Origin of the sequence: Streptomyces bacillaris (assembly GCF_003268675.1) — a bacterium.
Taxonomy (GTDB): Bacteria; Actinomycetota; Actinomycetes; order Streptomycetales; family Streptomycetaceae; genus Streptomyces; species Streptomyces bacillaris.
Map to the genome: position 1 here is coordinate 2,621,583 of NZ_CP029378.1, position 23,578 is coordinate 2,645,160.

16 protein-coding genes and 1 pseudogene are annotated in these 23,578 nt (G+C 72.8%); 8 read left to right on the top strand and 9 right to left on the bottom strand.

The window, feature by feature from the left end; translation table 11 throughout:
• The first annotated feature begins 313 nt into the window (after positions 1 to 313).
• From DJ476_RS10815 to DJ476_RS10825, 3 genes and pseudogenes are all read left to right on the top strand, one after another.
• Positions 314 to 1,324 (top strand): glycoside hydrolase family 6 protein, encoded by a 1,011-nt coding sequence (locus DJ476_RS10815; protein ID WP_103416519.1) that lies wholly within the window; start codon positions 314 to 316, stop codon positions 1,322 to 1,324.
• A gap of 148 nt (positions 1,325 to 1,472) precedes the next feature.
• Complete coding sequence (locus DJ476_RS10820) at positions 1,473 to 1,880, top strand: YciI family protein (protein ID WP_019763141.1); 408 nt, start codon at positions 1,473 to 1,475, stop codon at positions 1,878 to 1,880.
• 28 nt (positions 1,881 to 1,908) lie between these two features.
• Positions 1,909 to 3,080: pseudogene (locus DJ476_RS10825) on the top strand (RNA polymerase sigma factor).
• A 108-nt stretch (positions 3,081 to 3,188) separates the two neighbouring features.
• Here the strand turns inward: DJ476_RS10825 and DJ476_RS10830 are convergent.
• Complete coding sequence (locus tag DJ476_RS10830; protein WP_318294555.1) at positions 3,189 to 4,739, bottom strand: DUF6056 family protein; 1,551 nt, start codon at positions 4,737 to 4,739, stop codon at positions 3,189 to 3,191.
• A 29-nt stretch (positions 4,740 to 4,768) separates the two neighbouring features.
• The gene (locus DJ476_RS10835; protein WP_112490395.1) at positions 4,769 to 6,421 is read right to left on the bottom strand and encodes a glycosyltransferase; all 1,653 of its coding nucleotides are present in this window, start codon (positions 6,419 to 6,421) and stop codon (positions 4,769 to 4,771) included.
• Positions 6,422 to 6,643: 222 nt separating this feature from the next.
• Here DJ476_RS10835 and DJ476_RS10840 point away from each other — a divergent pair, with 222 nt between their 5' ends.
• Positions 6,644 to 8,779, top strand: coding sequence for a TPM domain-containing protein (locus DJ476_RS10840; RefSeq protein ID WP_112490396.1), 2,136 nt, complete (start codon positions 6,644 to 6,646; stop codon positions 8,777 to 8,779).
• Positions 8,780 to 8,878: 99 nt separating this feature from the next.
• On the top strand, positions 8,879 to 9,595 hold the full coding sequence (locus DJ476_RS10845; protein ID WP_103416524.1) for a PspA/IM30 family protein: 717 nt from the start codon (positions 8,879 to 8,881) through the stop codon (positions 9,593 to 9,595).
• 13 nt (positions 9,596 to 9,608) lie between these two features.
• Here the strand turns inward: DJ476_RS10845 and DJ476_RS10850 are convergent, their stop codons facing one another.
• The 5 genes from DJ476_RS10850 to DJ476_RS10870 form a co-directional block, all read right to left on the bottom strand.
• The gene (locus tag DJ476_RS10850) at positions 9,609 to 12,176 is read right to left on the bottom strand and encodes a SpoIIE family protein phosphatase (RefSeq protein ID WP_208853575.1); all 2,568 of its coding nucleotides are present in this window, start codon (positions 12,174 to 12,176) and stop codon (positions 9,609 to 9,611) included.
• A 193-nt stretch (positions 12,177 to 12,369) separates the two neighbouring features.
• On the bottom strand, positions 12,370 to 12,858 hold the full coding sequence (locus DJ476_RS10855; protein WP_103416526.1) for an ATP-binding protein: 489 nt from the start codon (positions 12,856 to 12,858) through the stop codon (positions 12,370 to 12,372).
• Positions 12,859 to 13,020: 162 nt separating this feature from the next.
• The gene (locus DJ476_RS10860; protein ID WP_103416527.1) at positions 13,021 to 13,425 is read right to left on the bottom strand and encodes an NUDIX hydrolase; all 405 of its coding nucleotides are present in this window, start codon (positions 13,423 to 13,425) and stop codon (positions 13,021 to 13,023) included.
• A gap of 195 nt (positions 13,426 to 13,620) precedes the next feature.
• A complete protein-coding gene (locus DJ476_RS10865) occupies positions 13,621 to 13,827 on the bottom strand; it encodes a hypothetical protein (protein ID WP_018490218.1) in 207 nt (68 codons plus the stop codon).
• Between the two features lie 223 nt (positions 13,828 to 14,050).
• The gene (locus DJ476_RS10870) at positions 14,051 to 14,803 is read right to left on the bottom strand and encodes a GntR family transcriptional regulator (protein WP_018490217.1); all 753 of its coding nucleotides are present in this window, start codon (positions 14,801 to 14,803) and stop codon (positions 14,051 to 14,053) included.
• A 373-nt stretch (positions 14,804 to 15,176) separates the two neighbouring features.
• On the opposite strand from DJ476_RS10870, the gene DJ476_RS10875 reads away from it, so the two are divergent.
• The gene (locus tag DJ476_RS10875) at positions 15,177 to 16,589 is read left to right on the top strand and encodes a glycoside hydrolase family 18 protein (RefSeq protein ID WP_112490398.1); all 1,413 of its coding nucleotides are present in this window, start codon (positions 15,177 to 15,179) and stop codon (positions 16,587 to 16,589) included.
• A gap of 82 nt (positions 16,590 to 16,671) precedes the next feature.
• Here DJ476_RS10875 and DJ476_RS10880 read toward each other — a convergent pair whose 3' ends face one another.
• A complete protein-coding gene (locus tag DJ476_RS10880; RefSeq protein WP_103416529.1) occupies positions 16,672 to 18,267 on the bottom strand; it encodes a S8 family peptidase in 1,596 nt (531 codons plus the stop codon).
• Between the two features lie 425 nt (positions 18,268 to 18,692).
• The gene (locus tag DJ476_RS10885; RefSeq protein WP_112490399.1) at positions 18,693 to 19,475 is read right to left on the bottom strand and encodes a TioE family transcriptional regulator; all 783 of its coding nucleotides are present in this window, start codon (positions 19,473 to 19,475) and stop codon (positions 18,693 to 18,695) included.
• Positions 19,476 to 19,545: 70 nt separating this feature from the next.
• Here DJ476_RS10885 and DJ476_RS10890 point away from each other — a divergent pair, with 70 nt between their 5' ends.
• A complete protein-coding gene (locus DJ476_RS10890; RefSeq protein ID WP_112490400.1) occupies positions 19,546 to 20,769 on the top strand; it encodes an erythromycin esterase family protein in 1,224 nt (407 codons plus the stop codon).
• A 144-nt stretch (positions 20,770 to 20,913) separates the two neighbouring features.
• Positions 20,914 to 23,577 (top strand): glycosyl hydrolase family 65 protein, encoded by a 2,664-nt coding sequence (locus DJ476_RS10895; protein WP_112492481.1) that lies wholly within the window; start codon positions 20,914 to 20,916, stop codon positions 23,575 to 23,577.
• The last annotated feature ends 1 nt before the right edge of the window (position 23,578 follow it).

Sequence of the window (23,578 nt, forward strand, 5' to 3'; positions counted from 1 at the left end):
GTTTCTTGTTCTTTCCGTCCATCTTCGTGCGCCTATGACCAGGAAACGTCAGACTCTGGGGCGGACACGGATACCTCTCCGGTCGCACCTACCCCGAGACCGCCCCGGGGGCCGGTCCGCTCCCGCCCCATTGACAGCCGCCCGTCCCGCTGCCACCGTCTCGTCCGACGGCGGTACTCCGCCGGGCCCTCCCCCGCACCGCGGGCCCACCGCACGCGCCTCCCCGGCCGTGCGCCTCCCCCACCCACGCGCCTCCCTCCCCCACCGTCCGGCCGCCGTCGCATGGGAGCGCTCCCAGAGAAGGGCCGCACTCGTGAGAAGAGTTCTCCGTACGCTCGCCGCCGCCACCGCGTCCGCGTGTCTGCTCCTCCCCCTCGCCGCCGCACAGAGCAGCGCCACCGCCGCCACCCCCTCCTCCGCCCCCGCCCCGCTCGCCGACCCCATCGGCATGACCAGCGGGTTCTACACCGACCCCCACTCCAACCCGGCCGTCTGGGCCGCCGCCAACCCCGGTGACGGGCGCGCCGCCGCCATCCGGGACAACATCGCCTCCCGCCCCATGGCCCGCTGGTTCGGCGCCTGGAGCGGGGACATCGGGGCGGCCGTCGGCTCGTACGTGGGCGCCGCCGACGCCGCCGACAAGCTGCCCGTGCTCATCGCGTACAACATCCCCGGCCGGGACGCCTGCGGCGGCCACTCCGGCGGGGGCGCGGGGACCCCGGCCGCGTACCACTCCTGGATATCCGCCTTCGCCTCCGCCATCGGCACCCGCCCCGCGCTCGTGGTGATCGAACCCGACTCGCTGGGCGACTTCAGCTGCCTGACCCAGGCCCAGATCAACGAGCGGAACGCGATGCTCCGGGGCGCCCTGGCCCAGTTCCGCGACCGGGCCCCCAACACCTGGACCTATCTGGACGCCGGGAACCCCGCCTGGATCGGCGCCTCCACCATGGCCCAGCACCTCGACGGCGCCGGGGTGCGCGACGCGCACGGCTTCTCGCTGAACATCTCGAACTACTTCGGCACCGGCGAGAACACCGCGTACGGCAACGCCGTCAACGGGGCGCTGGCCGCGTCCTACGGCTACACGAAGCCGTACGTCGTCGACACCAGCCGCAACGGCAACGGGGCGAACGGCGAGTGGTGCAACCCCGGCGGGCGGCGGATCGGGGCCGTCAGCCAGCTGGGCGGCGGCGGTGGCGCCGAGATGCTGCTCTGGCTGAAGACGCCCGGGGAGTCGGACGGTGACTGCGGGGTCGGCGGCGGGTCCGCGGCCGGGCAGTTCCTGCCGGAGGTGGCCTACAAGATGATCTTCGGGTACTGAGCGTCGCGGGGGTGGCCGGACGGGCGGAGTGAGAAAGTCGGAGGAAATCCGCGAAGCCATGTCGAGAACCCGCACCCGGCTCCGTCCCCGTGGTGGAAGCAGCCACGGGGCGGCCACGACCGGCCGCCCCCGCACCGAGGAGAGTCCCATGGCCAAGTACCTGATGCTCAAGCACTACCGCGGCGCTCCGGAGGCCGTCAACGACGTACCCATGGACCGCTGGACGCCCGAGGAGGTCTCGGCGCACATCCAGTACATGAACGACTTCGCCGCCCGGCTGGAGAAGTCCGGGGAGTACGTCGACGGGCAGGCGCTCGCACCCGAGGGGGCCTGGGTCCGGTACGACGGGGAGGGGCGGCCGCCGGTCACCGACGGGCCGTTCGCGGAGACCAAGGACCTGATCGCCGGGTGGATGATCATCGACGTGGACTCGTACGAACGCGCCGTCGAGCTGGCCGGTGAGCTGTCGGCCGCCCCGGGCGCGGGCGGGAAGCCGATCCACGAGTGGCTGGAGCTGCGGCCGTTCCTGACCGCGCCGCCCACCATCGCTGAGTGACCTGGTCCGGCACAGGACGGGTGAGCCCATGGATGAGCTGCTGCTCCGGAGCCTGATTCCGGGCGTGATCGGGGTCGTCGTCCGCCGCGGGGCCGACTTCGCGGCGGCCGAGGACGCCGTGCAGGACGCACTGGTCGAGGCCGTGCGGGTCTGGCCCGACGACCCGCCGCGCGACCCGAAGGGGTGGCTGGTCACCGTGGCCTGGCGGCGGTTCCTCGACGCGACCCGGGCGGAGGCCTCCCGGCGCCGGCGGGAGGAGGCCGTGGAGGAGGAGCCCACGCCCGGTCCCGTACCCGGCGGCGACGACACGCTCCACCTCTACTTCCTCTGCGCCCACCCCTCGCTCACGCCCTCGTCCGCCGTCGCACTCACCCTGCGGGCCGTCGGCGGGCTCACCACCCGGCAGATCGCCCGGGCCTATCTGGTGCCCGAGGCGACCATGGCGAGGGGGCACCTCCCACGCCCTTCAGGCTGTGGGGGAGGATCAGCCGGGCCAAGCGGACGGTCTCCGGTGTGCGGTTCGAGCGGCCCGGCGACGTCTCCACCGTGCTGCGCGTCCTCTACCTGGTCTTCAACGAGGGGTACTCGGGGGACCTCGACCTCGCCGCCGAGGCCATCCGGCTGACCCGGCAGCTCGCCGCCGCGATCGACCACCCCGAGGTGGTGGGGCTGCTCGCCCTGATGCTGCTCCACCACGCCCGGCGGGCCGCCCGCACCGCGCCCGACGGCAGCCTGGTGCCGCTCGCGGAGCAGGACCGGGGGCGGTGGGACACCGGGGCGATCGCCGAGGGGGTCCGGATCCTCCAGGCGGCCCTGGCCCGCGACCGGCTCGGCGAGTACCAGGCCCAGGCCGCCGTCGCCGCGCTCCACGCCGACGCGCCCACCGCCGCCGAGACCGACTGGGTGCAGATCGTCGAGTGGTACGACGAGTTGGCCCGGCTGACACAGAGCCCGGTCGTCCGGCTCAACCGCGCGGTGGCGGTGGGCGAGGCCGACGGGCCGCGCGCCGGGCTCGCGGCCCTGGCGGAGGTGGACGCTTCGCTGCCCCGGTACGCGGCGGTGTCGGCGTACCTCCATGAGCGGGACGGCGACCCGGAGACGGCCGCACGGCTCTACGCGGAGGCCGCCCGCAAGGCGCAGAACGCTGCCGAGCGCGACCATCTGACCCGGCAGGCGGCCCGTCTCAACTCCCGTCCGTAGAAGTCCCGTCGGAAGAGTGACCGGCTCAACTCCCCGCGTGGGAACCCGATTGGCAGAGAGCCCGGCTCAACCACCCCCCGAAGGAAACCGGTCAGCAACAGCTCCGGCTCAACCCCCGCCCGAAGGCACGCGTGTTGCGTCCGTGACGCGCTCCAGGCCGTAGAAGTCCGCCACGCAGCCGCCCGGCCAGTAGTTGGCGCCGCCCCGGCTGAACGGCTCCAGCATGCTGCTGATGACGAGCCGTTCGTACGGCAGCACGCGCTCGCCGTCCGCCGCCCCCGCCCGCAGCCGCCGGTCCTGCGCGTCCCACTTCTCCGCCCTGGCCCGCATGTTGGTGTCCAGGTTGAGCAGCGAGACCGCCGGGCCGAAGCAGACCAGCACGCAGAGCACCGCGCACCCGGCCTTCACCGGGGCGGTACGGCGGACATGCTGCCGTACCGCCAGGCCCAGCAGCGCCCCGGCCGCGACGAGGAGGAGCACGTACAGCAGGAGGTAGTCGTTCCAGAGGCGGTTGGCGCTGGGGTCGCTCACGCGGTCCCGGAAGACGGGGTACGCGATCACCGTGCAGAGATAGCCGGAGACGAGCAGCGTGAGCAGGCCGGTCCGGGCGAGCAGCGGCCAGTGGGGCGAGGGGCGGAGGGGGCGGCCGTCCCGGCGGGCGGCGAGCAGGCCGAGGAGTACGCCGACCGCGATCGCGCCCACGTACTGCCACGTCGTGACGACCGTGACGGTGATCTCCGCGAAGGCGCGCAGCGAGGCGGCGAGGGAGTCGGGGGCGAGGAGGGAGGTGGTGGTCCCGGCGCCGAACCGTTCACGGCGGCGGATCGAGCCGGGGGACGTGATGAGGACGAGGGCGCCCGCGACCGTCCCGGCGATGCCCGTGGCGCACCAGAGGCGGACGAACCCCCGTTCGGCGGCGGGGACGACCCGGCCGCTCAGGAAGAGCGCGGCCAGCAGCACCATCACCACCACGATCGCCGTCTCCTCGGAGAGCGTGGCGACGAAGGCGCCCCCGAGCAGCGCGACCGCCAGGGCGAACCCCCGGCCCCTGCGGGTGCGGGCGAGCAGCAGCGGGATCAGGGCGGCGCAGGCCAGGACCGGGGGCAGGGTGTGGGAGACCGAGGCGGCGGGCCAGTAGAAGGTCTTGTACGTGTTCGGCGTGACGAACAGGAAGAGCGCGGTCACCATCGCCGCCAGGAGCAGCGGAAGCCCGCGCGGGACGGTGATCCCGCCCCGGCGCAGGGCGAGGACGGCCACCGCCCAGAGGACGGCGAGGATCAGGACCCCGCTCACGGCGGGGTACCACTGGTGTCCGGCGACCTGGAACTTGGCGTAGGCGCCGACCAGGAACGCGTTGGCGACCCGTCCGTTGTCGTCGAAGTAGAACTTCCCGACCAGGCCGGTGATGCCGTCGTCCCGTACGGCGGGGAGGAAGCACCAGTCGTCGGCGCTGGGCCGCACCCACCGGCCGAACCAGGAGGCGGCGGCGAGCAGGGCGAGGGGCGGGAGGGAGAGGGCGGTGACCCAGAGCGCGGTCCGGGGGCCGGGGTGCTCCTCTCCGGCTCGGGCCTCTTCGGGGCCGGGCCTCGACTGAGGCTCCCGGTCCGGCTGCGGCTCCGGGTCCCGGCCCGACTGTGGGTTCTCCGGGTGTGCGTTCATCGGCGCCGTCGTCCTCGGGGTGTTCTCGCTCAACCCTTCTCACCGGTCCTCGGTGCGAGCGTGCGGTCCGCCATCGGGCGGTCCACGGCGGGGCGGTCCACGGCGGGGCGGTCCACGGCGGGGCGGTCGGCAGCCGGACGGTCCACCGTCGGCCGGGCCGGCTGCGGCTGCGGTGCCTTCTCCGGTACAGAGACCTCCGACGCCCCTTCTGTCCGGGTCCGGCGGCCCGACATGATGGCCCACCGGGCCAGCAGGAACGAGATGGGCGTGACGATGACCCCGGCCGCCAGCGCGGCGAGGTTCTTGTCCATCCCGAGAACACTGACCGCGCCGTAGAGCAGTGCTCCCGACGCCACCAGATTGACCAGGCTGGAGAGCGGATACCGGACGAACGCGCGCCAGGTGGGCTTCGTCCGGCAGGTCACGTAGGAGTTGAGGAGGAACGAGCAGACGATGCTGACCGTGTAGCCGATGACATGGGCCACGAGGTAGGGGATCCAGCGGTTCAGCGAGGCGTAGACGCCCAGGTAGACGGCGGTGTTCACACAACCGATGAGGACGAAGCTGCCGAACTGGCGGGCCGTACGGGACCGGGCGGCGGACCGCCCCGCGACGGAGAGCAGCCCCGGAGCGGAAGGCAGCCCCGGAGCGGAGGACAACCCGGGGGCGGAGGGCAGCCCCGCGGCGGCCGACCCGTCCGGCTCCCCGATGACCAGCGACCCGGTCGGCAGCCGGCGCTCCCGCAGGGTCCGGCAGGTCGCGTCGGTCTCCCGCACCACGTACGGCGGGCGGTGTTTCGCCTCGTGGTAGATCCGGCCCACGTACTCCCCGATGACCCCGAGGGTGACCAGCTGGATGCCGCTCAGCGCGACGACGGCGGTGAGGAGGGTCGCGTACCCGGGGGTGTCCGCACCGTGCAGGACGACGGTGATCACCGTCCACAGCGCATACGCCAGGGCCGAGAAGAGGACCCAGAAGCCGGTGTAGATGGCCAGGCGGAGGGGGCGGTTGTTGAAGGAGAGGAGCCCGTCGATGCCGTAGTTCAGCAGCCGTCTGCTCCCCCACTTCGACCGGCCGGCCACCCGCTCGCTGTTGCGGTAGCGGAAGCTGACCGTGTCGAAGCCGATCCAGGAGAAGATCCCCTTCGAGAACCGGTTGCTCTCGGGGAGCGAGAGGACGCTCTCGACGGCCCGCCGGGACAGCAGCCGGAAGTCGCCCGAGCCGTCGATCAGCTCCACGTCCATGCAGCGCCGCACCAGCGCGTAGTAGGTGTGGCTCAGCGCGGAGCGCACCACGCCCTCGCCCGCCCGGTCGCGGCGCGGGATGACCTGGTCGTAGCCGTGGCGGTGGAGTTCGAGCATGCGGGGGATCAGCTCGGGCGGGTGCTGGAGGTCGGCGTCCATGATGACCACGGCCGCCCCGCGCGACATGCGCAGACCGGCGAGCATGGCGGCCTCCTTGCCGAAGTTGCGGCTGAAGGCGGTGTAGTGGACGCGCTCGTCGCGCAGGGCGAGGCCGGCGAGGAGTTCCCGGGTGGCGTCGCCGCTGCCGTCGTCCACGTAACAGATCTCGAACGGCGTGGAGAGCCCGTCGAGGACGGTGAGCAGGGCGCTGTGGAAGGTGCCGAGCACCTCCGCCTCGTTGAAGCACGGCACGACGACGGAGAGCTGAAGGCCGGTCATGTGACATCTCCAGGCTTCGGCCGGGTCACCCACGTGGGGCCTGTCTAGTTGCGGTTTCTCTACATTTGCCCATCCCGCGGGGGAGGCCGGGGGTTCCGAGCCCGGACGCGCGGGCCGCCGCGCCCTTTCATCCGAACAGCGCAGACCCGTGCGGGAGGGCCGCCGAAGCTCCGGTCGCGGGGGCCCGAACCCGGACATAGCCTCACGGACGTGACGCCATTCGTGGACCGCATCCAGGGCGCCGGACCCGGCAGGGCCCTGCTCACCGGCCTGCTCGCCACGCTCGCCGCCGGGTGCTGGCTGGTTCTGCCCACCGCCGTGGAGGCGCGTGCGGAGGACCCGGTGGAGCTGTCCCGGGACGGCCAGATCACCGACCGGGTGGGCGCGCTCCGGGACCGTACGGACGCGGTGGAGGACGCCCTCGACCGGCTCTACGCCGAGCGGCGCATCCAGCTCTTCGTGGTGTACGTACGCGACTTCTCCGGGCGGTCCGGGCAGACCTGGAGCGACGAGACCGCCGACCGCAACGGGCTGGGCCAGGACGACGTGCTGCTCTCCGTCGCCACCCACGCCCGGCAGTACGCCTACTCCGTGGACGCGGACTCCCGGCTCACCGACGAGCAGTTGCGCGAGGTGGCGTCCACCGCCGTCGAACCCGCGCTGCGCGAGAACGACTGGGCGGGGGCGGCGATCGGGGCGGCGGACGGGTACGTCTCCGTGCTGGCCGGGCGGCCCGTGACCGCACCCGCCATCACTCCCGGCCCCGCCGACCCCGGCTCCGGCGCCTCCGGCCCCTCGGGCGCGGGCGACTTCCTCATGCCGGTGATCGTCGTCGTGGGCGCCGGGGCGCTCGCCGTGTTCGCGTACACCCGGCGCAAACGACGCTCCACGACCCGCACCACCCCGGCCGCGACCGGCTGGGGGCGGCCCCCGGAGGCGGACGGCGCACCGGTCTCCCTGGAGGAGCTGGACGCGCGGGCGAAGCAGGTGCTGGTGGACACCGATGACGCGGTCCGCACCAGCGAGGAGGAACTCGGCTTCGCCACCGCCCAGTTCGGGGAGGAGGCGGCCAAGCCCTTCACCGAGGCGGTGGCCCGCGCCAAGGACGAGCTGACGCGCTCCTTCCGGCTGCGCCAGCAGCTCGACGACGCCTTCCCCGAGGACGACCCGACCCGCCGCCGGACGCTGGAGGAGATCATCAGCCGGTGCACGGCCGCCGACGAGGGGCTGGACACGGTCGCGGCGGACTTCGACCGGCTGCGCGCCCTGGAACGCAACGCTCCCGAGGCGCTGACCTCCGTCGAGACGACCTTCCGTACGCTCACCGGCCGCGTGTCGGGCGCGGAGGCGACGGTCGCGGGGATGCGGGAGCGGTACGGGGACGGGGCCGCCGCGCCCGTCGCGGGCGATGTCGAGCAGGCGAAGGACCGGCTGGCCTTCGCCGCCTCCGCCCTGGACCAGGCCCGCCCGGCGGTGGAGGCCGCCGACCACTCCCGGGCCGCCGTCTACATCCGGGCCGCCGAGGGCGCGGTCGGGCAGGCGGGCACCCTCATCGACGCGGTGGACCGGCGCTCGGCGGAGCTGGCCGAGGCGGCCGGGAAGCTGCCGGGAGCCCTCACCGAGACGGAGACCGACCTCGCCGACGCCCGGGGCCTCCTCGAAGGCACCCCCGCCGCCACCTCCACCGCCGATCTCCGGGGCCGGATCGCCCGTGCGGAGGCCGTCCTCACCGCCGTACGGGAGGCGATGGCCGCGGGCCCGTACGACCCGGTCGACGCCCTGCGCCGGGTGGAGGAGGCGGACGCGGCGCTGGACGAGGCGCTCGCGGGGGCGCGGGAGCGGGAGGAGGGCGGTCGGCGGGCCCGCTCGCTCCTGGACCAGGCGATGCTCACCGCGCGCTCCGCGATCGGGGCGGCGGCCGACTACATCACCACCCACCGGGGCGCGGTCGGCGCCCCGGCCCGCACCCGGATCGCGGAGGCCCAGCGCCGCTGGGAACAGGCCGGGCAGCTGGCCGCCGGTGACGACCCGCAGGGCGCGCTGGCCGAGGCGCAGCAGGCGGACGCGCTGGCCCGGCAGGCGCTGGACCTGGCGGCGCAGGACGTCCGGGGCTTCCGGGGGCCGCAGGGTCCGGGCGGCTTCGGCGGTACGCGGGGCGGGGGCGGCATGGGCGGGGCGGTGCTCGGCGGGATCATCCTCGGCGGGCTGTTCGGGGGCGGGCGGGGCGGTTACGGGGGCGGGCTCGGCGGCCGGTCCGGGGGCTTCGGTGGCGGCCGGTCCGGGGGGTTCGGCGCCGGGCCCGGCAGTTTCGGCGGGGGCGGTACGCGGGGGCGGCGGGGCGGAGGCGGCCGCTTCTGAACGACCCGGGCTTCCCCCTCACCCGTACCAGCCCACCCGTACAAGCTCCCCGCACGAACTCACCCGTACCAGCGATCTCGATTCCCAAGGAGCCGTGCCATGACCAAGCAGACCATCCTCGGCCGCGTCACCCAGCTCGCCAAGGCCAACATCAACGCCCTGCTGGACCAGGCGGAGGACCCGCAGAAGATGCTGGACCAGCTGATCCGCGACTACACCAGCAACATCGCGGAGGCCGAGCAGGCGGTGGCCGCCACCATCGGCAACCTGCGGCTGATGGAGCAGGACCACAAGGAGGACGTGGAGGCGGCGGCCGAGTGGGGCGCCAAGGCGCTGGCGGCCAGCCGGAAGGCGGACGAGCTGCGCGGGGCCGGGTCGGCGGCGGAGGCGGACAAGTTCGACAACCTGGCCAAGGTGGCGCTGGGCCGGCAGCTCCAGTCCGAGCAGGAGGCGAAGACGGCCATGCCGACGATCGCCTCGCAGACCGAGGTGGTCGACAAGCTCAGGTCTGGGCTGGACCAGATGAAGGCCAAGCTCTCCGAGCTGAAGGCCAAGCGGGACGAGCTGGTGGCCCGCGCCAAGTCGGCGCAGGCGCAGAACCAGATGATGGACGCGGTGAAGAACATCGACGTGCTCGACCCGACGAGCGAGCTGAGCCGCTTCGAGGACAAGGTGCGGCGCGAGGAGGCCAGGGCCCTGGGCAAGCAGGAGCTGGCCGCCTCCTCGCTGGACGCCCAGTTCGAGCAGTTGGACAGCCTGGGCGCCAGCGCGGAGGTGGAGGCCCGGCTGGCGGCCCTGAAGGCGGGCACCGCGTAACGGACATGACGGTTCAGTACATGCTCAGCAGCTGCTCCACCGACAGCTCCGCGGCCGGCTCCCCGTCCGGCAGGGCCAGTTCGAACCAGACGGTCTTGCCGCGCGGGGTGCGGCGCGAACCCCAGGCGGCGCTGAGCAGGCCGACCAACTGCAGCCCGCGCCCGCCCTCGTCGGTGTCGCGGGCCCGGCGGCGGCGCGGCTGGACGAGTCCGGCGTCCCACACCTCGCAGACCAGGGTGCGGTCGCGCAGCAGCCGGAGCCGGATCTCGCCCTCGCCGTACCGCAGGGCGTTGGTGACCAGCTCGCTGACGAGCAGTTCGGTGGTGTCGACCAGGTCGTCCAGGTCCCAGGCCATGAGCTGGGAGCGGGCCAGCTCGCGGGCACGCCCCACCGAGCGGGGTTCGCGCGGCAGCGTCCAGTCCCCCACCGCCTCCCCGGGCAGCCCCTGGATCCGGGCCATCAGCAGGGCGATGTCGTCCTCGCCGTGGCGGGTGTCGAGCGTGGAGAGGACGAAGTCACAGGCGTCCTCCAGGGCCATCTGGGGGCCCGTCAGCACCGTGCGCAGGGCGTGCAGGCCCTCGTCGAGGGTCTGGTCACGGGATTCCACGAGGCCGTCGGTGTAGAGGGTGAGCAGGGCGTTCTCGGCCAGCTCCACCTCCACCTCCTCGAACGGCTCGCCGCCCACGCCCAGCGGCATCCCGGGCGGTACGTCGATGAGCCGGGCGGGCCTGCCGGGCTCGACCACGGCCGGGGGCATGTGCCCGGCGTTGGCGAACGTGCAGCGCCGGGTGACCGGGTCGTAGACCGCGTACACACAGGTCGCGAGGTACACCTCGGAGAGGTCCGCCTCGCGGGAGCGCTGCGCGGCGCGGGAGGGCCACTGGGCGCCCCCGCTGCCGCCGAGCCCCTCGCTGCGCTCGCCGCCGCCCGGGGAGCCGAGGCCGCGCGCGACCTCGTCCAGGGCGGAGAGCACTTCGGCGGGTTCCAGGTCGAGCAGGGCCAGCGTGCGGACGGCGGTGCGGAGTTCGCCCATGGCGACGGCGGCCCGCAGCCCCCGGCCCATGACGTCCCCGACGACCAGGGCGGTGCGGTGGCCGGGGAGTTCGATGACGTCGAACCAGTCGCCGCCGACCTCGGTGGCGGCGTTGCCGGGGAGGTAGCGGCAGGCGATGTCGAGCCCGGCGGCCTCGGGGTCGCCGGGGGGCAGCAGGCTGCGCTGGAGGATCAGGGCGCGTTCGTGCTCGCGGCGGTAGAGGCGGGCGTTGTCGATGCAGACGGCGGCGCGGGCGGCCAGCTCGGTGGCGAGCGCCCGGTCCCGCTCCCCGAACGGCTCGCTCCCCTTCGTACGGGAGAACTGGACGAGGCCGACGACGGTGTCGTGGGCGACCATCGGGACGGCGAGCGTGGACTGCACGAACCCCATGTCGTCGCCGGGGACGTCCTCCACCCGGCCCGAGCGCAGGGCCACCGCGCAGGGTGAGCCGAACGGGAAGCGGTGGACGGAGCCGAGCGCGGGCGGCAGGTCCTCGGGGCCGGGGGCGCCGCTGCCCGCGACGGCGGTGGGCAGGGCGTCGGCGACGGCGCTGGCGTGGGCGACCCGGCGCAGCTCGGCCGAGCCGCCGCCGGACTCGCGGTGCGGGGGCGCCCAGGAGCCGGGGGCGGCCTCCTCGCCGGTGAGCAACCCTTGGTAGAGGTCGACGGCGGCCAGGTCGCAGAAGCCGGGGACGGCAACGTCGAGCAGTTCGCGGGCGGTGGTCTCCAGATCGAGGGAGTTGCCGATGCGGGCGCTGGCCTCGTTGAGCAGGGCGAGGTTGCGGCGTGCGCTGGCGGCCTCGCGGGCGGCGATGTGGCGGCGGGTGACATCGGTGGCGAGGCCGGCGACCCCGACGGGGCGGCCGGCGCCGCTGTGCACCCGGTAGAGGTTCATGGACCAGTGGCGGCGGCCGGTGCCGCCGGGGGTGGGGCCGACCAGCTGGAGGTCGGTGACGGACTCGCCGGTCTCCAGGACGCGTTTCAGGGTGGCGCCCAGCCGTTCGGCCTCGGGCGCGGGGAGGTAGTCGTCGACCGTACGGCCCCGGTGGTCGTCGGCCGCGCCGCCGAAGACGGCCGCGAAGCGCTGGTTGGCCCGGACGACGGTGAAGTCCGTACCGAACAGCACGAAGCCGAAGGGAGATTGGCCGAATATGGCCTGCGAGGCGGCGAGGTCGGTCTCGATCCTGCGCAACGCGCGGACGTCCACGACGATACAGAGCGCGGCCCGTTCGCCCCGCGCCGTCTCACTGGGCATCACATAGACCTCGGCGAGCCCGTGCGCCCCGCCCTCGCCCGGCATCCGGAACGGGACGAGGCCGGTCCACTCCTTGCCGTCCAGGATCTCGCCGACCCGCCGGTGGCCGTCCGAGCGCAGCTCGACGGGCATGAAGGCCTCGACCGGATCACGCCCGATGGCCTCGTCGGAGGTCATGCCGAAGAGGCCGGCGGCCCGGCGGCTCCACTGCTCGATCAGACCGTCGGCCCCGATCGAGAAGGAGGCGACCCTGATGTAGTCGTAGATCGAGCCGGGCGGACTGCTCTGCCACACGACGTCGCCCGTTGTCCCAGGTATTTCGCTCACGCGACCGTCCCCTCCAGCTCACACACCGGACCGGTCCTGCCCGCAGTATTCAGCACTACGGCCCCGACCGACACGGCGTTCACGATCACAGCAAGGTCTCAGTCCCTTTCAGCCAGGTTCTGCCCGACCTCTGGTGATCGCTGTGCGTCCCTCCCCACTCCTAACCAGGGAGAGCCAGCTCGAACCACACCGTCTTGCCGCTTTTTCCGCGACGAGTCCCCCAGCGGCGTGCGGAACAGGCCACGAGCTGCAGTCCCCGGCCACCCTCGTCGTCGGGGCCCGCACTGCGTTCGGTGGGTGGATCCGGAAGCGGATCGGAGACTTCCACGAGCAGTCCGGGGGCGACGGGCGGGCGGGCGGCGGTGAGCCGGAGGTCTGTGGAGAAGTCTCCGGTCAGCTCACCGGACCCGTTGCTCTCCGCCTTCGGGCGCAGGCGTTCCAGCCGTACGCCGATGGGTCCGGAGGCGTACTGGAGGGAGTTGGTGACCAGCTCGCTGACCAGCAGCACCGTCGTGTCACCGACGGACGGGTCCAGGCCCCAGCAGTCCAGGGCGTCGCGGACGGCGTGCCGGGCGCTGCGCACGGAACCCGGTTCGGCCGGGAAGGTCCACTCGGCGCAGTCGCCTTCGGTATCGATCACGCCGATCACTTCCCAGGGCAGGCCGCGGGCTCACCCCATGGATAAATGGGGGCTAAACAGCCCATACCCACCATTCATCGGTTATTACCGCACGCAGGGGTGTTTCGTGCATACGGGCGTAAGGAGTCGCGCCCGTCGGGAGGCGGCGCACCCGGCGCGGGCCGGTGTGGCTCAGCGCAGTTCGCCGGCGGCTTCGAGGTCGTCGAAGAGGAGTTGGTCCACCGGGGGCACGAGCGGACGGTCGGCGTAGGAGAACCACGCGACTTCCTCGATCTCGCTGCTGGCGGCCAGGTCGCCGCGATAGTCGGCGTAGTAGCAGCTCATCCGGACGAGGGGGGCGTCCGGACCGTCATGGGCGTGCGCCTCGTACGTACCGGCGTGGACGACCGTCTCCGGGATCAGGCCGACCGTCAGCTCCTCCTCGATCTCGCGCAGCAGGGTCTGCAGATCGCTCTCGGCACCCTCGCGCTTGCCGCCCGGGATGTAGAAGACGTCCTTGCCCTTGGGACGGGCGCAGAGGATCCTGCCGCCCTCGATCCGCACCCACGCCACCGTGTCGATCAGCACCGACGCCATCCGCCCATCACTCCGCTCACTCCGCCCTCGCGTGCCGCGCCCGGGATGCCGCCCGGACGGGACACCACGTCCGGGAGATCGCACCCCGGACGGGCGGGACCCTACCGCCTGCACGGCAGGGTCCCGGAACGCGGCGGGGGCCCGGGAGGGGCGCTCCAGGCGCCCCCAGAGGCCCGTGGGCGGCCGCGGGCGGGCTCAGGAGCGGGCGCCGCCGCCCTGGCCCATGCGCTCCACCCGGTACACCTGGCGGTGCCTGCGGTCGTCGAGGCCGTCGGCGACCTTCTGCGCCTCGGCCTGTGTGGCGTATCTGCCGACGCGGTAGCGGTTGCCGCTGTCGTCCTGCCGTATCACCAGCCACGGGAGCACGGCACCGCTGTCGCTCATCGTGTCGCTCCCCCGCATATGGCCCCTCTCTCCACCGGCGTGCACGTCGCTAAGGATCCCCAGGAAACCGCAGTACGCATATGCCCGAGCGTACGCCTGACCTTCACTCAGCGCAGGCACCTTTACACAAAGAGATACACATCCGGCCATCACGAAGGGGGCGCATCCACCGGACGCGCCCCCTGGGGAGCCCCATCACCGCTGCTCATCGCGGTCCCGTCGGATCCGACGGGGCGTCAACTCATCTGACCGGCAAGTGGTAAGCGACCCGATAGCGATCGGCGGGCACCACGACGTCGGCCGTCTCCACCGCGCGCCCCGAGGCGTAGTACGTACGCCCGATCACGATGACCACGTGGCCCGGCACCCCGCCGAGGGCCAGCAGCTCCTCCGCGAGCCCGGGACGCGCACCGACCTCCTCGGCCACGTTGTCCACGACGATGTCGATCGCCGCCATCCGGTCGACCACCCCGCAGCCGCCCAGCGGGCCCTCCTCGGGGAGCATCACCGGCGTGCGCCCGGTGACGGCGAGGGGCTCCCAGGAGGTGGAGAGCATGATGGGCTCGCCCGCCTCGCGGAACACGTAATGCGTCCGCATGACCCGGTCGCCCGGCTCGATGCCGAGCCGCTCGGCCACCTCGGCACTGGCCCCCTCCTGCTCGCTGCGGGACTCCCAGGTCCCGCGCGCCCCGTCGGCGGTCTGCTCCTGGCGGAACGGACTGGCACCCTTCTCGGGGCGGTACCCGGAGCGGGCGATCATGCGGGGGACGGGGCGCTCGCGGACGTACGTGCCGGAGCCGGAGCGGCCCTCGACGAGCCCCTCGGCCATCAGGACCTTGCGCGCCTCCAGGGCGACGGTGTCCGAGACCCCGTACTCCTCCCGGATGCGAGCCTGCGACGGCAGGCGGGTATGGGGCGGCAGCGCGCCGTTGACGATCTTCTCCCGCAGATCGCTCGCCACGCGCAGATAGGCGGGCTGCTCACCGAAAGTCACAGGCCACTCCCAACAGGTTGACAGTCTGCAACAGCCTGACAACCGTGGGTTGTGCACCGCAAGCATGGGCCAGAGTTTCACCCAATGTGATGACACCGGGGCGGATCACGCATGAACCGGCCCCGAGCACCAGGGCGCTTCCCGGACATTCCCTGCCCCGGATTCCGGCGCCCGACACCGGCACGGCGGGGCGGCCGCGACGGCCTCCAACTCCCCACCCCTTGACCGTTTTTGGTCCAGACCAATACCTTCCTGTGCACAGCACGACCGGCACGATCAGCACACCCCAGCGCCTCCCCTACACCCCTGCACGGCTCTCCACACCCTTTTCCGCACCGGATCCCGTACCGGATCACGCACAGGAACGAGCCCCATGCGTCGAAGAAATCTGTCCCGACTGACCATCGCCGGCGTCACCCTCGCCCTGGTGGCGACCGCCGCCCCGGCCGCGACGGCCGGCAGCGGCCACGGCAAGGGCGGCGACGACCGCTCCAAGGGCCACCACCGCCCCGCGTACAAGAACATCGGCTACTTCACCCAGTGGGGCGTCTACGGGCGCGACTTCCAGGTCAACGACCTGCAGACCAGCGGGACCGCGGCCAAGCTGACCCACATCAACTACGCCTTCGGCAACGTCAGCGCCGAGGGCAAGTGCTTCACCGGCAACATCCCCGGCCAGGCCGACGCCTGGGCGGACTACGCCCGCCCGCTCGACGCGGCGAACTCGGTGGACGGCGTCGCCGACACCGACACCCAGCCGCTCGCGGGCAACTTCAACCAGCTGCGCAAGCTGAAGGCGAAGAACCCCGGCCTCAAGGTCATGATCTCGCTCGGCGGCTGGAGTTGGTCCACCCACTTCTCCGACTCGGTGCGCACCGCGGCCTCCCGCAAGGCGCTCGTCGCCTCCTGCATCGACCTGTACATCAAGGGCAACCTGCCCCAGGACGGGGCGCGCGGCGGCCAGGGCGCGGCGGCCGGTGTCTTCGACGGCATCGACGTCGACTGGGAGTGGCCCGGCTCGGCGGCCAACGAGGGCACGGTCTTCCGCCCGGAGGACAAGAAGAACTTCACCGCCCTGATCCGCGAGTTCCGCGTCCAGCTCGACGCGTACGCCAAGAGCCAGGCCAGGGCGAAGGCGAAGCCCGCGAAGGGCAAGGGGCACGGGCACGGCCACCACAAGCCGAAGCCCAAGCACTACGACCTGTCGGCGTACGTCCCCGCCAACCCGAAGGCGATCGACGCGGGCTTCGATGTGAAGCGCCTCATGAAGGACTTCGACTTCGTCAACCTTCAGGGCTACGACTACCACGTGTCGGGCGAGAAGAAGACAGCACAGCAGTCGGCGCTCTACGCGAAGAACGACTTCAGCGTGGACCAGACCGTACGGGACTGGGTGAAGCGCGGGGCTCCCAAGAACAAGCTCGTGGTCGGCATGCCGACGTACGGCCAGGGCTGGACCGGGGTCACGGGTGGCGGCAAGGGGCTGGGCCAGCCGGCCACCGGCCCCGCTCCGGCCACCTGGGCCAACGGCTACGAGGACTACAAGGTCCTCAAGAAGCTGGCCGACTCCGGCACGTTCAAGGTCCACCGGGACACGAAGAACGGCCATGCCTGGCTCTTCGACGGGACCACGCTGTGGACGTACGACGACCCGCAGGTGCTGCGCGCCAAGACCTCGTACATCCGGGACAAGGGCCTCGCGGGCGCGATGTTCTGGTCTCTGGACGGGGACACGGAGGACGGTGAGCTGGTGACCGCCGTCCACCGCGGGCTGAACCGCCGCTAGCGAGAACGGGGGTGGGGCAGCCACGGCTCGTGGCTGCCCCAACCTTGCGCGTCATCCGTTCAGTTCAGCCGCTGTGACGGGCTCAGAAGTGCAGGCCCCAGCTGTTGATCCGGCCGGTGTCGTAGCGGGCGTTGTCCGCGACCCGCAGCTTCCAGGTGCCGTTGGCGGCGACCGAGGAGGCGTTGACCGTGTAGGTGGTGACCACGTCGTCGGCGCTGCCGCCCGTGCCGAACGCCTTCAGGTTGAAGACCGTGCCGTTGGGAGCGACCAGGTCGATCCTGAGGTCACCGATGTAGGTGTGGGAGATGTTGACCGGGACCTTCAGCGTGGCCGGGGCGTTGCCGCTGATCCCGGTGACCGTCACCGGCGACTCCACGGTGGAGTTGTCGTTGATCGGGTAGCTCGTGGTGTTCTCGAACTTCTTGGGGTCCGGGTCCGGCGGGTTGGTGCTGCCGGTGCCGACGTACAGCAGGCGGTTGGGCGAGCCGGTGCCCGGGTTGCCGACGACGCCGGTCGTAGCGGCCGCGACGAGACCTGCGGAGACCTGGGCGGGGGTCGAGCCCGGGTTGTCGGCGAGGTAGATGGCGGCCGCGCCGGCGACGTGCGGGCTGGCCATCGACGTACCGGAGATGGTGTTCGTGGCGGTGTCGCTGCTGTTCCACGCCGAGGCGATGGAGGAACCGGGCGCGAACAGGTCCACGACCGCGCCGAAGTTGGAGAAGCTGGAGCGGGCGTCGGTGTTGGTCGTCGAGCCGACCGTGATGGCGTCGGCGACACGCGCGGGGGACTTCGTGCTCGCGTTGGTCGACTCGTTGCCCGCCGCGACGGCGTAGGTGATGCCCGAGTTGATGGACCGCTGCACGGCCGCGTCGAGGACCGAGTCCGCGCCACCGCCGAGGCTCATGTTGGCGACGGCGGGCTTCACGGCGTTGGCCGTCACCCAGTCGATGCCGGCGACGACCTGCGCGGTGGTGCCGGAGCCCTGGTTGTTGAGCACCCGGACGCCGACGATCCTCGCCTTCTTGGCGACACCGTAGGCGGTGCCCGCGACGGTACCCGCCACGTGGGTGCCGTGGCCGTGGCCGTCCTGGGCGACGTTGTCGTTGTCGATGGCGTCGTAGCCGTTGAAGGCCCGGCCGCCGAAGTCGCTGTGGCTGATCCGTACCCCGGTGTCGATGACGTAGGCGGTGACGCCCTCACCGGCCTTGTCGGGGTAGGTGTAGCGCTGGTCCAGCGGGAGGTTCCGCTGGTCGATGCGGTCCAGACCCCAGGACGGCGGGTTGGTCTGGGTGGCGTCGATGGTGAAGACGCGGTTCTGCGAGACGGACGCGACGGCCGGGTCGGCGGCGAACCTCTTCGCCTCCTCGGCGGTGGCCTCGACCTCGTAGCCGTTGAGCGCGGCACGGTAGGTGCGCTCGATGCTCGCGCCGTACTTCTTCGCCAGGGCCTTGCCCTTGGCGGAGTCGGACTTCGCGGCCGAGTCCTTCAGCGTGACGATGTAGCTGCCGCTGACGGTGTCCGGGGCGCCCGCGTTCAGGATCACGCCTTCGGGTGCACGCTCGGCCGCGGTGGCCGGGAGGGTGCCCGCGGTGGCGAGGGCGACAGCTGCCGCGGTGGCTATGACGCTCGCCGCGGCGAGTCTTCGACGTGCATGGGGGGTGTGACGCATCACTGACATGTGAGGGGTCCTCCTCATAGGCGGTGCGCTGGTGGGGGGTGGTGCCGGAGCCGCGCGAACTCCAGACAGGGGCATGACAAATCAACCGTCCGAACGCCCCGCTTTCTGCGTCGTCCGTGTCCGGCACACCCTGCTGCCAGCGAAAGATTGACCGATCCATGGCAAACCCACAAGGGCGCCTTGAGCCATGCCATACGCGCGCCATTCATCTGCCATATGCCTGACATCCGGCGGACGGTGACCGTCCGGTAGCACCGCCGCGGCGGAACCCGCTCCCCCACTTCGGCCCTGACCTGGCGCTGTCCGGTCCGCCGGGGGCACCGGCACCCGGGCCGGGCACCAGCCCCGGGACCCGTCCTGAACGCGCTTTCCGGGCGGACCAATTCACCTGGGTGTTACGAAGAGATCCTGAGAACTCCTCTGCTTTACCGCCCCCGCTCCCGCTCGCCGAGGTACGCGTCGAGCTTCGCGGACCCGGTCAGCAGCGCCCGGCCACGGCCGGCGAGCCGGGAGCGCCAGTCGCCGAGGGCGGCCTCCAGGGGTTCGAGCCCGCCGGCCGCCCGGACCCGGTCGACGAGCGGGGCGATCTGCTCCAGGAGGTGGCCCCCGCGCCGGAGTTGATGGACCAGCCGGGCGTCCCGCACCTCGGCCTCGCCGTACACGCGGTACCCGGTCAGCGGATCGCGCCGGGGCCGGACCAGCCCGGCGGCCTCCCACTTGCGCAGGGTGGCGGGCCGGACGGAGAGGCGGCCGGCGAGGGGGCCGATGAAGGTGGGGGCGGAGGTGGGGCCTTCAGGGGGCGCAGGCGTGCCGGGCGCAGGGTCGCCGGGCTCCGGGGCGCCGGGCTCCGGCACGCCGGAGCCCAGGTCCCGTAGCGCGTTCTCCACCGCCGAGAGGGTGCGCCGGTCCTCCAGGAGCTGGGCGTGGCTCTCGTCGATGAGCCGGAACGCCTCGTCGGCCGCACCCCGGTTCACCGCCCGCATGATGCCCGTCGCCGTCGGGTGGCCGTGGCCGGGAAGGAGGGCGAGGAAGGTGTCCAGGGCCTGGGCGTGCAGCGGGGAGTAGGTGCGGTAGCCGCTCTCCGTGCGTGCGGCGGCGGGAAGGATGCCGGCCTTCTCGTAGTTCCGCACGGCCTGGGTGGAGAGGCCGTGCGGACGGGCCAGGTCGACCGGCCGGAGCCGTACCCGGTTTTGAGGGTTCTTCTCCATGCCAACCACGCTCTCAGGCCATCCGACCGACAAAAGTCTTCACCGAGAGTTCAACGATACCGTTGAAGGCATGGCCCCTGATACCGCGCGTATCGCGCACCTCACCCATGCCCTCGAAGCCTCCGCCGTCATGGAACTGCTCCCGGGCCGCCCCCGGCTGCTCGCCCTGGGCGAGCCCACCCACGGCGAGGACACCCTGCTCGACGTGCGCAACGGACTCTTCCGGCAGCTCGTCGAGCAGGAGGGGTACCGGACGATCGCCGTCGAGAGCGACTGCCTGGCGGGCCTGCGCGTGGACGCGTACGTCACCACGGGCACCGGGACCCTGGACGAGGCCATGGAGCACGGATTCAGCCATGGGTTCGGCGCCTGTGCCGCCAACCGCGAACTCGTGCGCTGGGCACGGGAGTACAACACCGGCCGCCCCGCCGCCGACCGGCTCCGCTTCGCCGGTTTCGACGCCCCGCTGGAGATGACGGGCGCCGCGAGCCCCCGTCGGCCGCTCACCGCGCTGCACGCCTTCCTCACCTCCTGGCTCAGCGCCGACGGCCCCACCGACGGCCTCCTCCCCTGCACCGCCGACACGCTCGACGCCCTGCTCGGCCCCGACGACCGGTGGACCGAACCGGCCGCGCTGATGGACCCGTCCCGTTCCTGCGGCCGCTCCCCCGATGCCGTACAACTCGCGCTCATCGCGCACGACTTGGTATCCCTTCTCGACGAACGGACACCGCATCTGATCGCGGCGGCCGGGCGGGAGGCCTGGGACCGCGCCCGCCTCCACGGCCGCACCGCCACCGGCCTGCTGAGCTACCACTCCTGGCTGGCCGACACCACGCCCGCCCGGATGACCCGGCTGGTCTCCGTCCGGGACCGGATGATGGCCGAGAATCTGCTGGCCCTCGCCGAACGCGGCCCGGTCCTGGCCTTCGCCCACAACGCCCACCTCCAGCGGGAGCGGAGTTCGATGCGGATGGGCGGTGAGCGGCTGGAGTGGTGGGGCGCCGGTGCGATCGTGAGCGCGCGGCTGGGCCCGGAGTACGGGTTCCTCACCACGGCCCTCGGCACGATCCGGCACCAGGCCGTGGACGCCCCGCCGCCGGAGACGGTGGAGGGCCTGCTGTACGCGCTCCCGGAGGACCGTTTCCTCGTGGACGCGCCCCGCCTGGCCGCCGCCCTGGGCGACCCGCTGCCCGCGCCCCGCGTCTCGCCCTGGTTCGGCTACTTCGGCCTGGACCCGGCGCACCTGAAGGAGACGGACGGGCTGGTCTTCATCAAGGACGTACGGGGCTGAGAGCCGCAGCGAGGACGGGGCAGGGCCACCCTCGAAGCCCCGGCAGGGCCATCCGGCGCATCCGCTGGGCGCGTTCACGCCACCTTCGTACGGGCGGGCGTGCCGTACCGCCTGCCGCTGCGGCCGTCTCCCTACCTTCGTACGGTGAGCCTCTCGCGCATCTCCGTCCTCGCCCCGCTGGTCGCGGCCGCCCTGATCGCACCGCTGCCGCCCCTCCCCCACGCCGTCGCCGCCACCCCCGCGCCCCCCGCCCCGCCGCCGTCCGCCGTCCCCGCCTGCGGCCGTGCGGACGGCGAGGGCGCCCCCGGCACCTCCTGGTCCCCCACCTCCACCCGCTTCGGGGAGGCGGAGGGCTACGACCCGTACGTGGGCAACGGCTACCTCGGCCACCGCGTCCCCGCCGCAGGCACCGGTTACGCGGCGACCGGGGAGAAGACGGGCTGGCCGCTCTACACCCCGCGCTACGACGGCGCGTTCGTCTCGGGGCTCTACGCGCGGGACGAGTCGGTCTCCGAGGGCCGCGAGGTGATCGCCGCGCTGCCGAGCTGGACGACGGTCGAGGTGGGGGTCGGCGGCGAGAGGTTCGGCGCGGACACCCCGGCCGGCCGGATCTCGCACTACCACCAGACGGTCTTCCTGAGCTGCGGTCTCGTCCGCACCTCACTGCGGTGGACGACGGCGGACGGCCGGGCCACGGACCTCACCTTCGAGGTGCTGGCCGACCGCTCCGACGTCCACACCGGGGCCGTCCGCCTGCGGATGACCCCGCGCTGGAGCGGTACGGCGACGGTCACCGGCCGCCTCGACGAGCGGGGCGCACGCCGGATCACGCTGCGCAGGGACGGCACGTTCAGGACGCTCGGCACCGGCGTGGAGGGCGCGGTGGCGCAGACGATGCGCCGGGGCTCGGGAGTGGTCGAGACCCTGCGCCCCGAGTCGCGTACGACCCCGGAGCCGACGCCGGTCCGCGAGGGGCGGACGTACACCTTCGAGAAGTACGTCGGCGTCGACACCGCCCTCACCTCGCCCGCCCCCGCCGAGGACGCCCGCGAGGCGGCCCACCGCGCGGCCCGGCGCGGCTGGGACCGGATCTTCGCGGCCAACGAGAGGGCGTGGCGCGGGGCGTGGTCCGCCGACGTGGTGGTCGACGGCCGTCCGGAGCTGCAACGGTGGCTGCGCTCGACCCAGTACGGGCTGCTCGCCAACACTCGCCGAGGCTCGTCCGACAGCATCGCCCCAGCGGGCCTGACCAGCGACAACTACGCGGGCATGATCTTCTGGGACGCGGAGACGTGGATGTTCCCCGGGCTGCTGGCGACCCGCCCGGAGCTGGCCCGCTCGGTCGTCGAATACCGCTACCGCACCCGGGGCGCGGCCCGCGCCAACGCCGAGAAGTACGGCCACCGGGGCCTGTTCTACCCCTGGACCAGCGCGAGCCGGGGCCGTATGGACTCCGAGTGCCAGAGCTGGGACCCGCCGCACTGTCTGACGCAGAACCACCTCCAGGGCGATGTCTCGCTCGCCGTCTGGCAGTACTACCTCTCCACCGGTGACCGCGACTGGCTGGCGGCGCGGGGCTGGCCGCTGCTGCGCGGCATCGCGGAGTTCTGGGAGTCCCGCGCCACGGCGAACGCGGACGGTACGTACTCCATCAAGAACGTGGCCGGGCCCGACGAGTACAGCAACGGTGTGGACGACGCCGTCTTCACCAACGCCGTCGCCGCCACGGCCCTCCGCAACGCGACCCGGGCCGCCCACCTCCTCGGCCACCGCCCGCCGACGGCCTGGAACCGGGTGGCGGACGGCCTCCGCATCCCGTACGACGCCGACCGGAAGGTCTTCCTCCAGTACGCGGGGTACAACGGCTCGACCATCAAGCAGGCGGACACGGTCCTGCTGATGTACCCGCTGGAGTGGCCGATGGAGCCGGGCGCCGCTGCGGCCACCCTGGACTACTACGCGGCCCGCACCGACCCGGACGGCCCGGCGATGACGGACTCGGTGCACGCGATCGACGCGGCGGCGACCGGGGAGCCGGGCTGCTCGACGTACACGTATCTCCAGCGCGCGGTCCGGCCGTTCATGCGGGGCCCGTACGACCTGTTCTCCGAAGCACGCGGCGAGAAGTCCGGCGCCGAGGACCCGCTCTCCGGCTTCCCCGCCGAGGACTTCCTGACCGGCAAGGGCGGCTTCCTCCAGGTCTTCACCCACGGTCTGACGGGCCTGCGCCTGCGCGAGGACGGCGTCCGCCTGGACCCGCTGCTGCCGCCCCAGCTGAGCGAGGGCGTGAAGCTGACGGGCCTGCGGTACCGGGACGCGTCGTACGAGGTCGAGATCGGCCCCCGGACGAGTACGGTGCGCCTGACGTCGGGCACCCCGTTCACGGTCCACACGGCACAGGGCCCGCACCTCCTGCGCTCAGCCCTGACGCTTCCCACCCGACGCCCGGACCTGACCCCGACGCCGGACACGGCCCGCTGCCGCCCGGTGGAGGCCACCTCGGAGACCCCCGGCCTCTACGCGGAGGCGGCGGTGGACGGCTCCCCCGCGACCTCCTGGTCCCCGTCCGGCGCGGAGGGGTCCCTGACGGTGGACCTGGGCCCGCAGCCGCTGCGCGTCACCTCGGTGACCCCGCGCTGGAACGACGTACCGCCCGCCTCCCACACCCTGGAGACCTCCGTCGACGGCCGCTTCTGGCGCCCGTACCTGCCGGGCGCCACGGCCCGCAAGGTCCGGGTGACGGTCCGCTCCGAGGACCCGGAGAAGCCGGCGGGGGTGAGTGAGCTGAGGGTGGAGGCGGAGCGGTAGC

Coding starts and splice junctions, on each gene's coding strand:
- DJ476_RS10820 (WP_019763141.1), top strand. CDS start 1,473: ATGGCCAAGTACCTGATGCTCAAGCACTACCGCGGCGCTCCGGAGGCC.
- DJ476_RS10830 (WP_318294555.1), bottom strand. CDS start 4,739: ATGAACGCACACCCGGAGAACCCACAGTCGGGCCGGGACCCGGAGCCG.
- DJ476_RS10835 (WP_112490395.1), bottom strand. CDS start 6,421: ATGACCGGCCTTCAGCTCTCCGTCGTCGTGCCGTGCTTCAACGAGGCG.
- DJ476_RS10845 (WP_103416524.1), top strand. CDS start 8,879: ATGACCAAGCAGACCATCCTCGGCCGCGTCACCCAGCTCGCCAAGGCC.
- DJ476_RS10860 (WP_103416527.1), bottom strand. CDS start 13,425: ATGGCGTCGGTGCTGATCGACACGGTGGCGTGGGTGCGGATCGAGGGC.
- DJ476_RS10865 (WP_018490218.1), bottom strand. CDS start 13,827: ATGCGGGGGAGCGACACGATGAGCGACAGCGGTGCCGTGCTCCCGTGG.
- DJ476_RS10875 (WP_112490398.1), top strand. CDS start 15,177: ATGCGTCGAAGAAATCTGTCCCGACTGACCATCGCCGGCGTCACCCTC.
- DJ476_RS10880 (WP_103416529.1), bottom strand. CDS start 18,267: ATGTCAGTGATGCGTCACACCCCCCATGCACGTCGAAGACTCGCCGCG.
- DJ476_RS10885 (WP_112490399.1), bottom strand. CDS start 19,475: ATGGAGAAGAACCCTCAAAACCGGGTACGGCTCCGGCCGGTCGACCTG.
- DJ476_RS10890 (WP_112490400.1), top strand. CDS start 19,546: ATGGCCCCTGATACCGCGCGTATCGCGCACCTCACCCATGCCCTCGAA.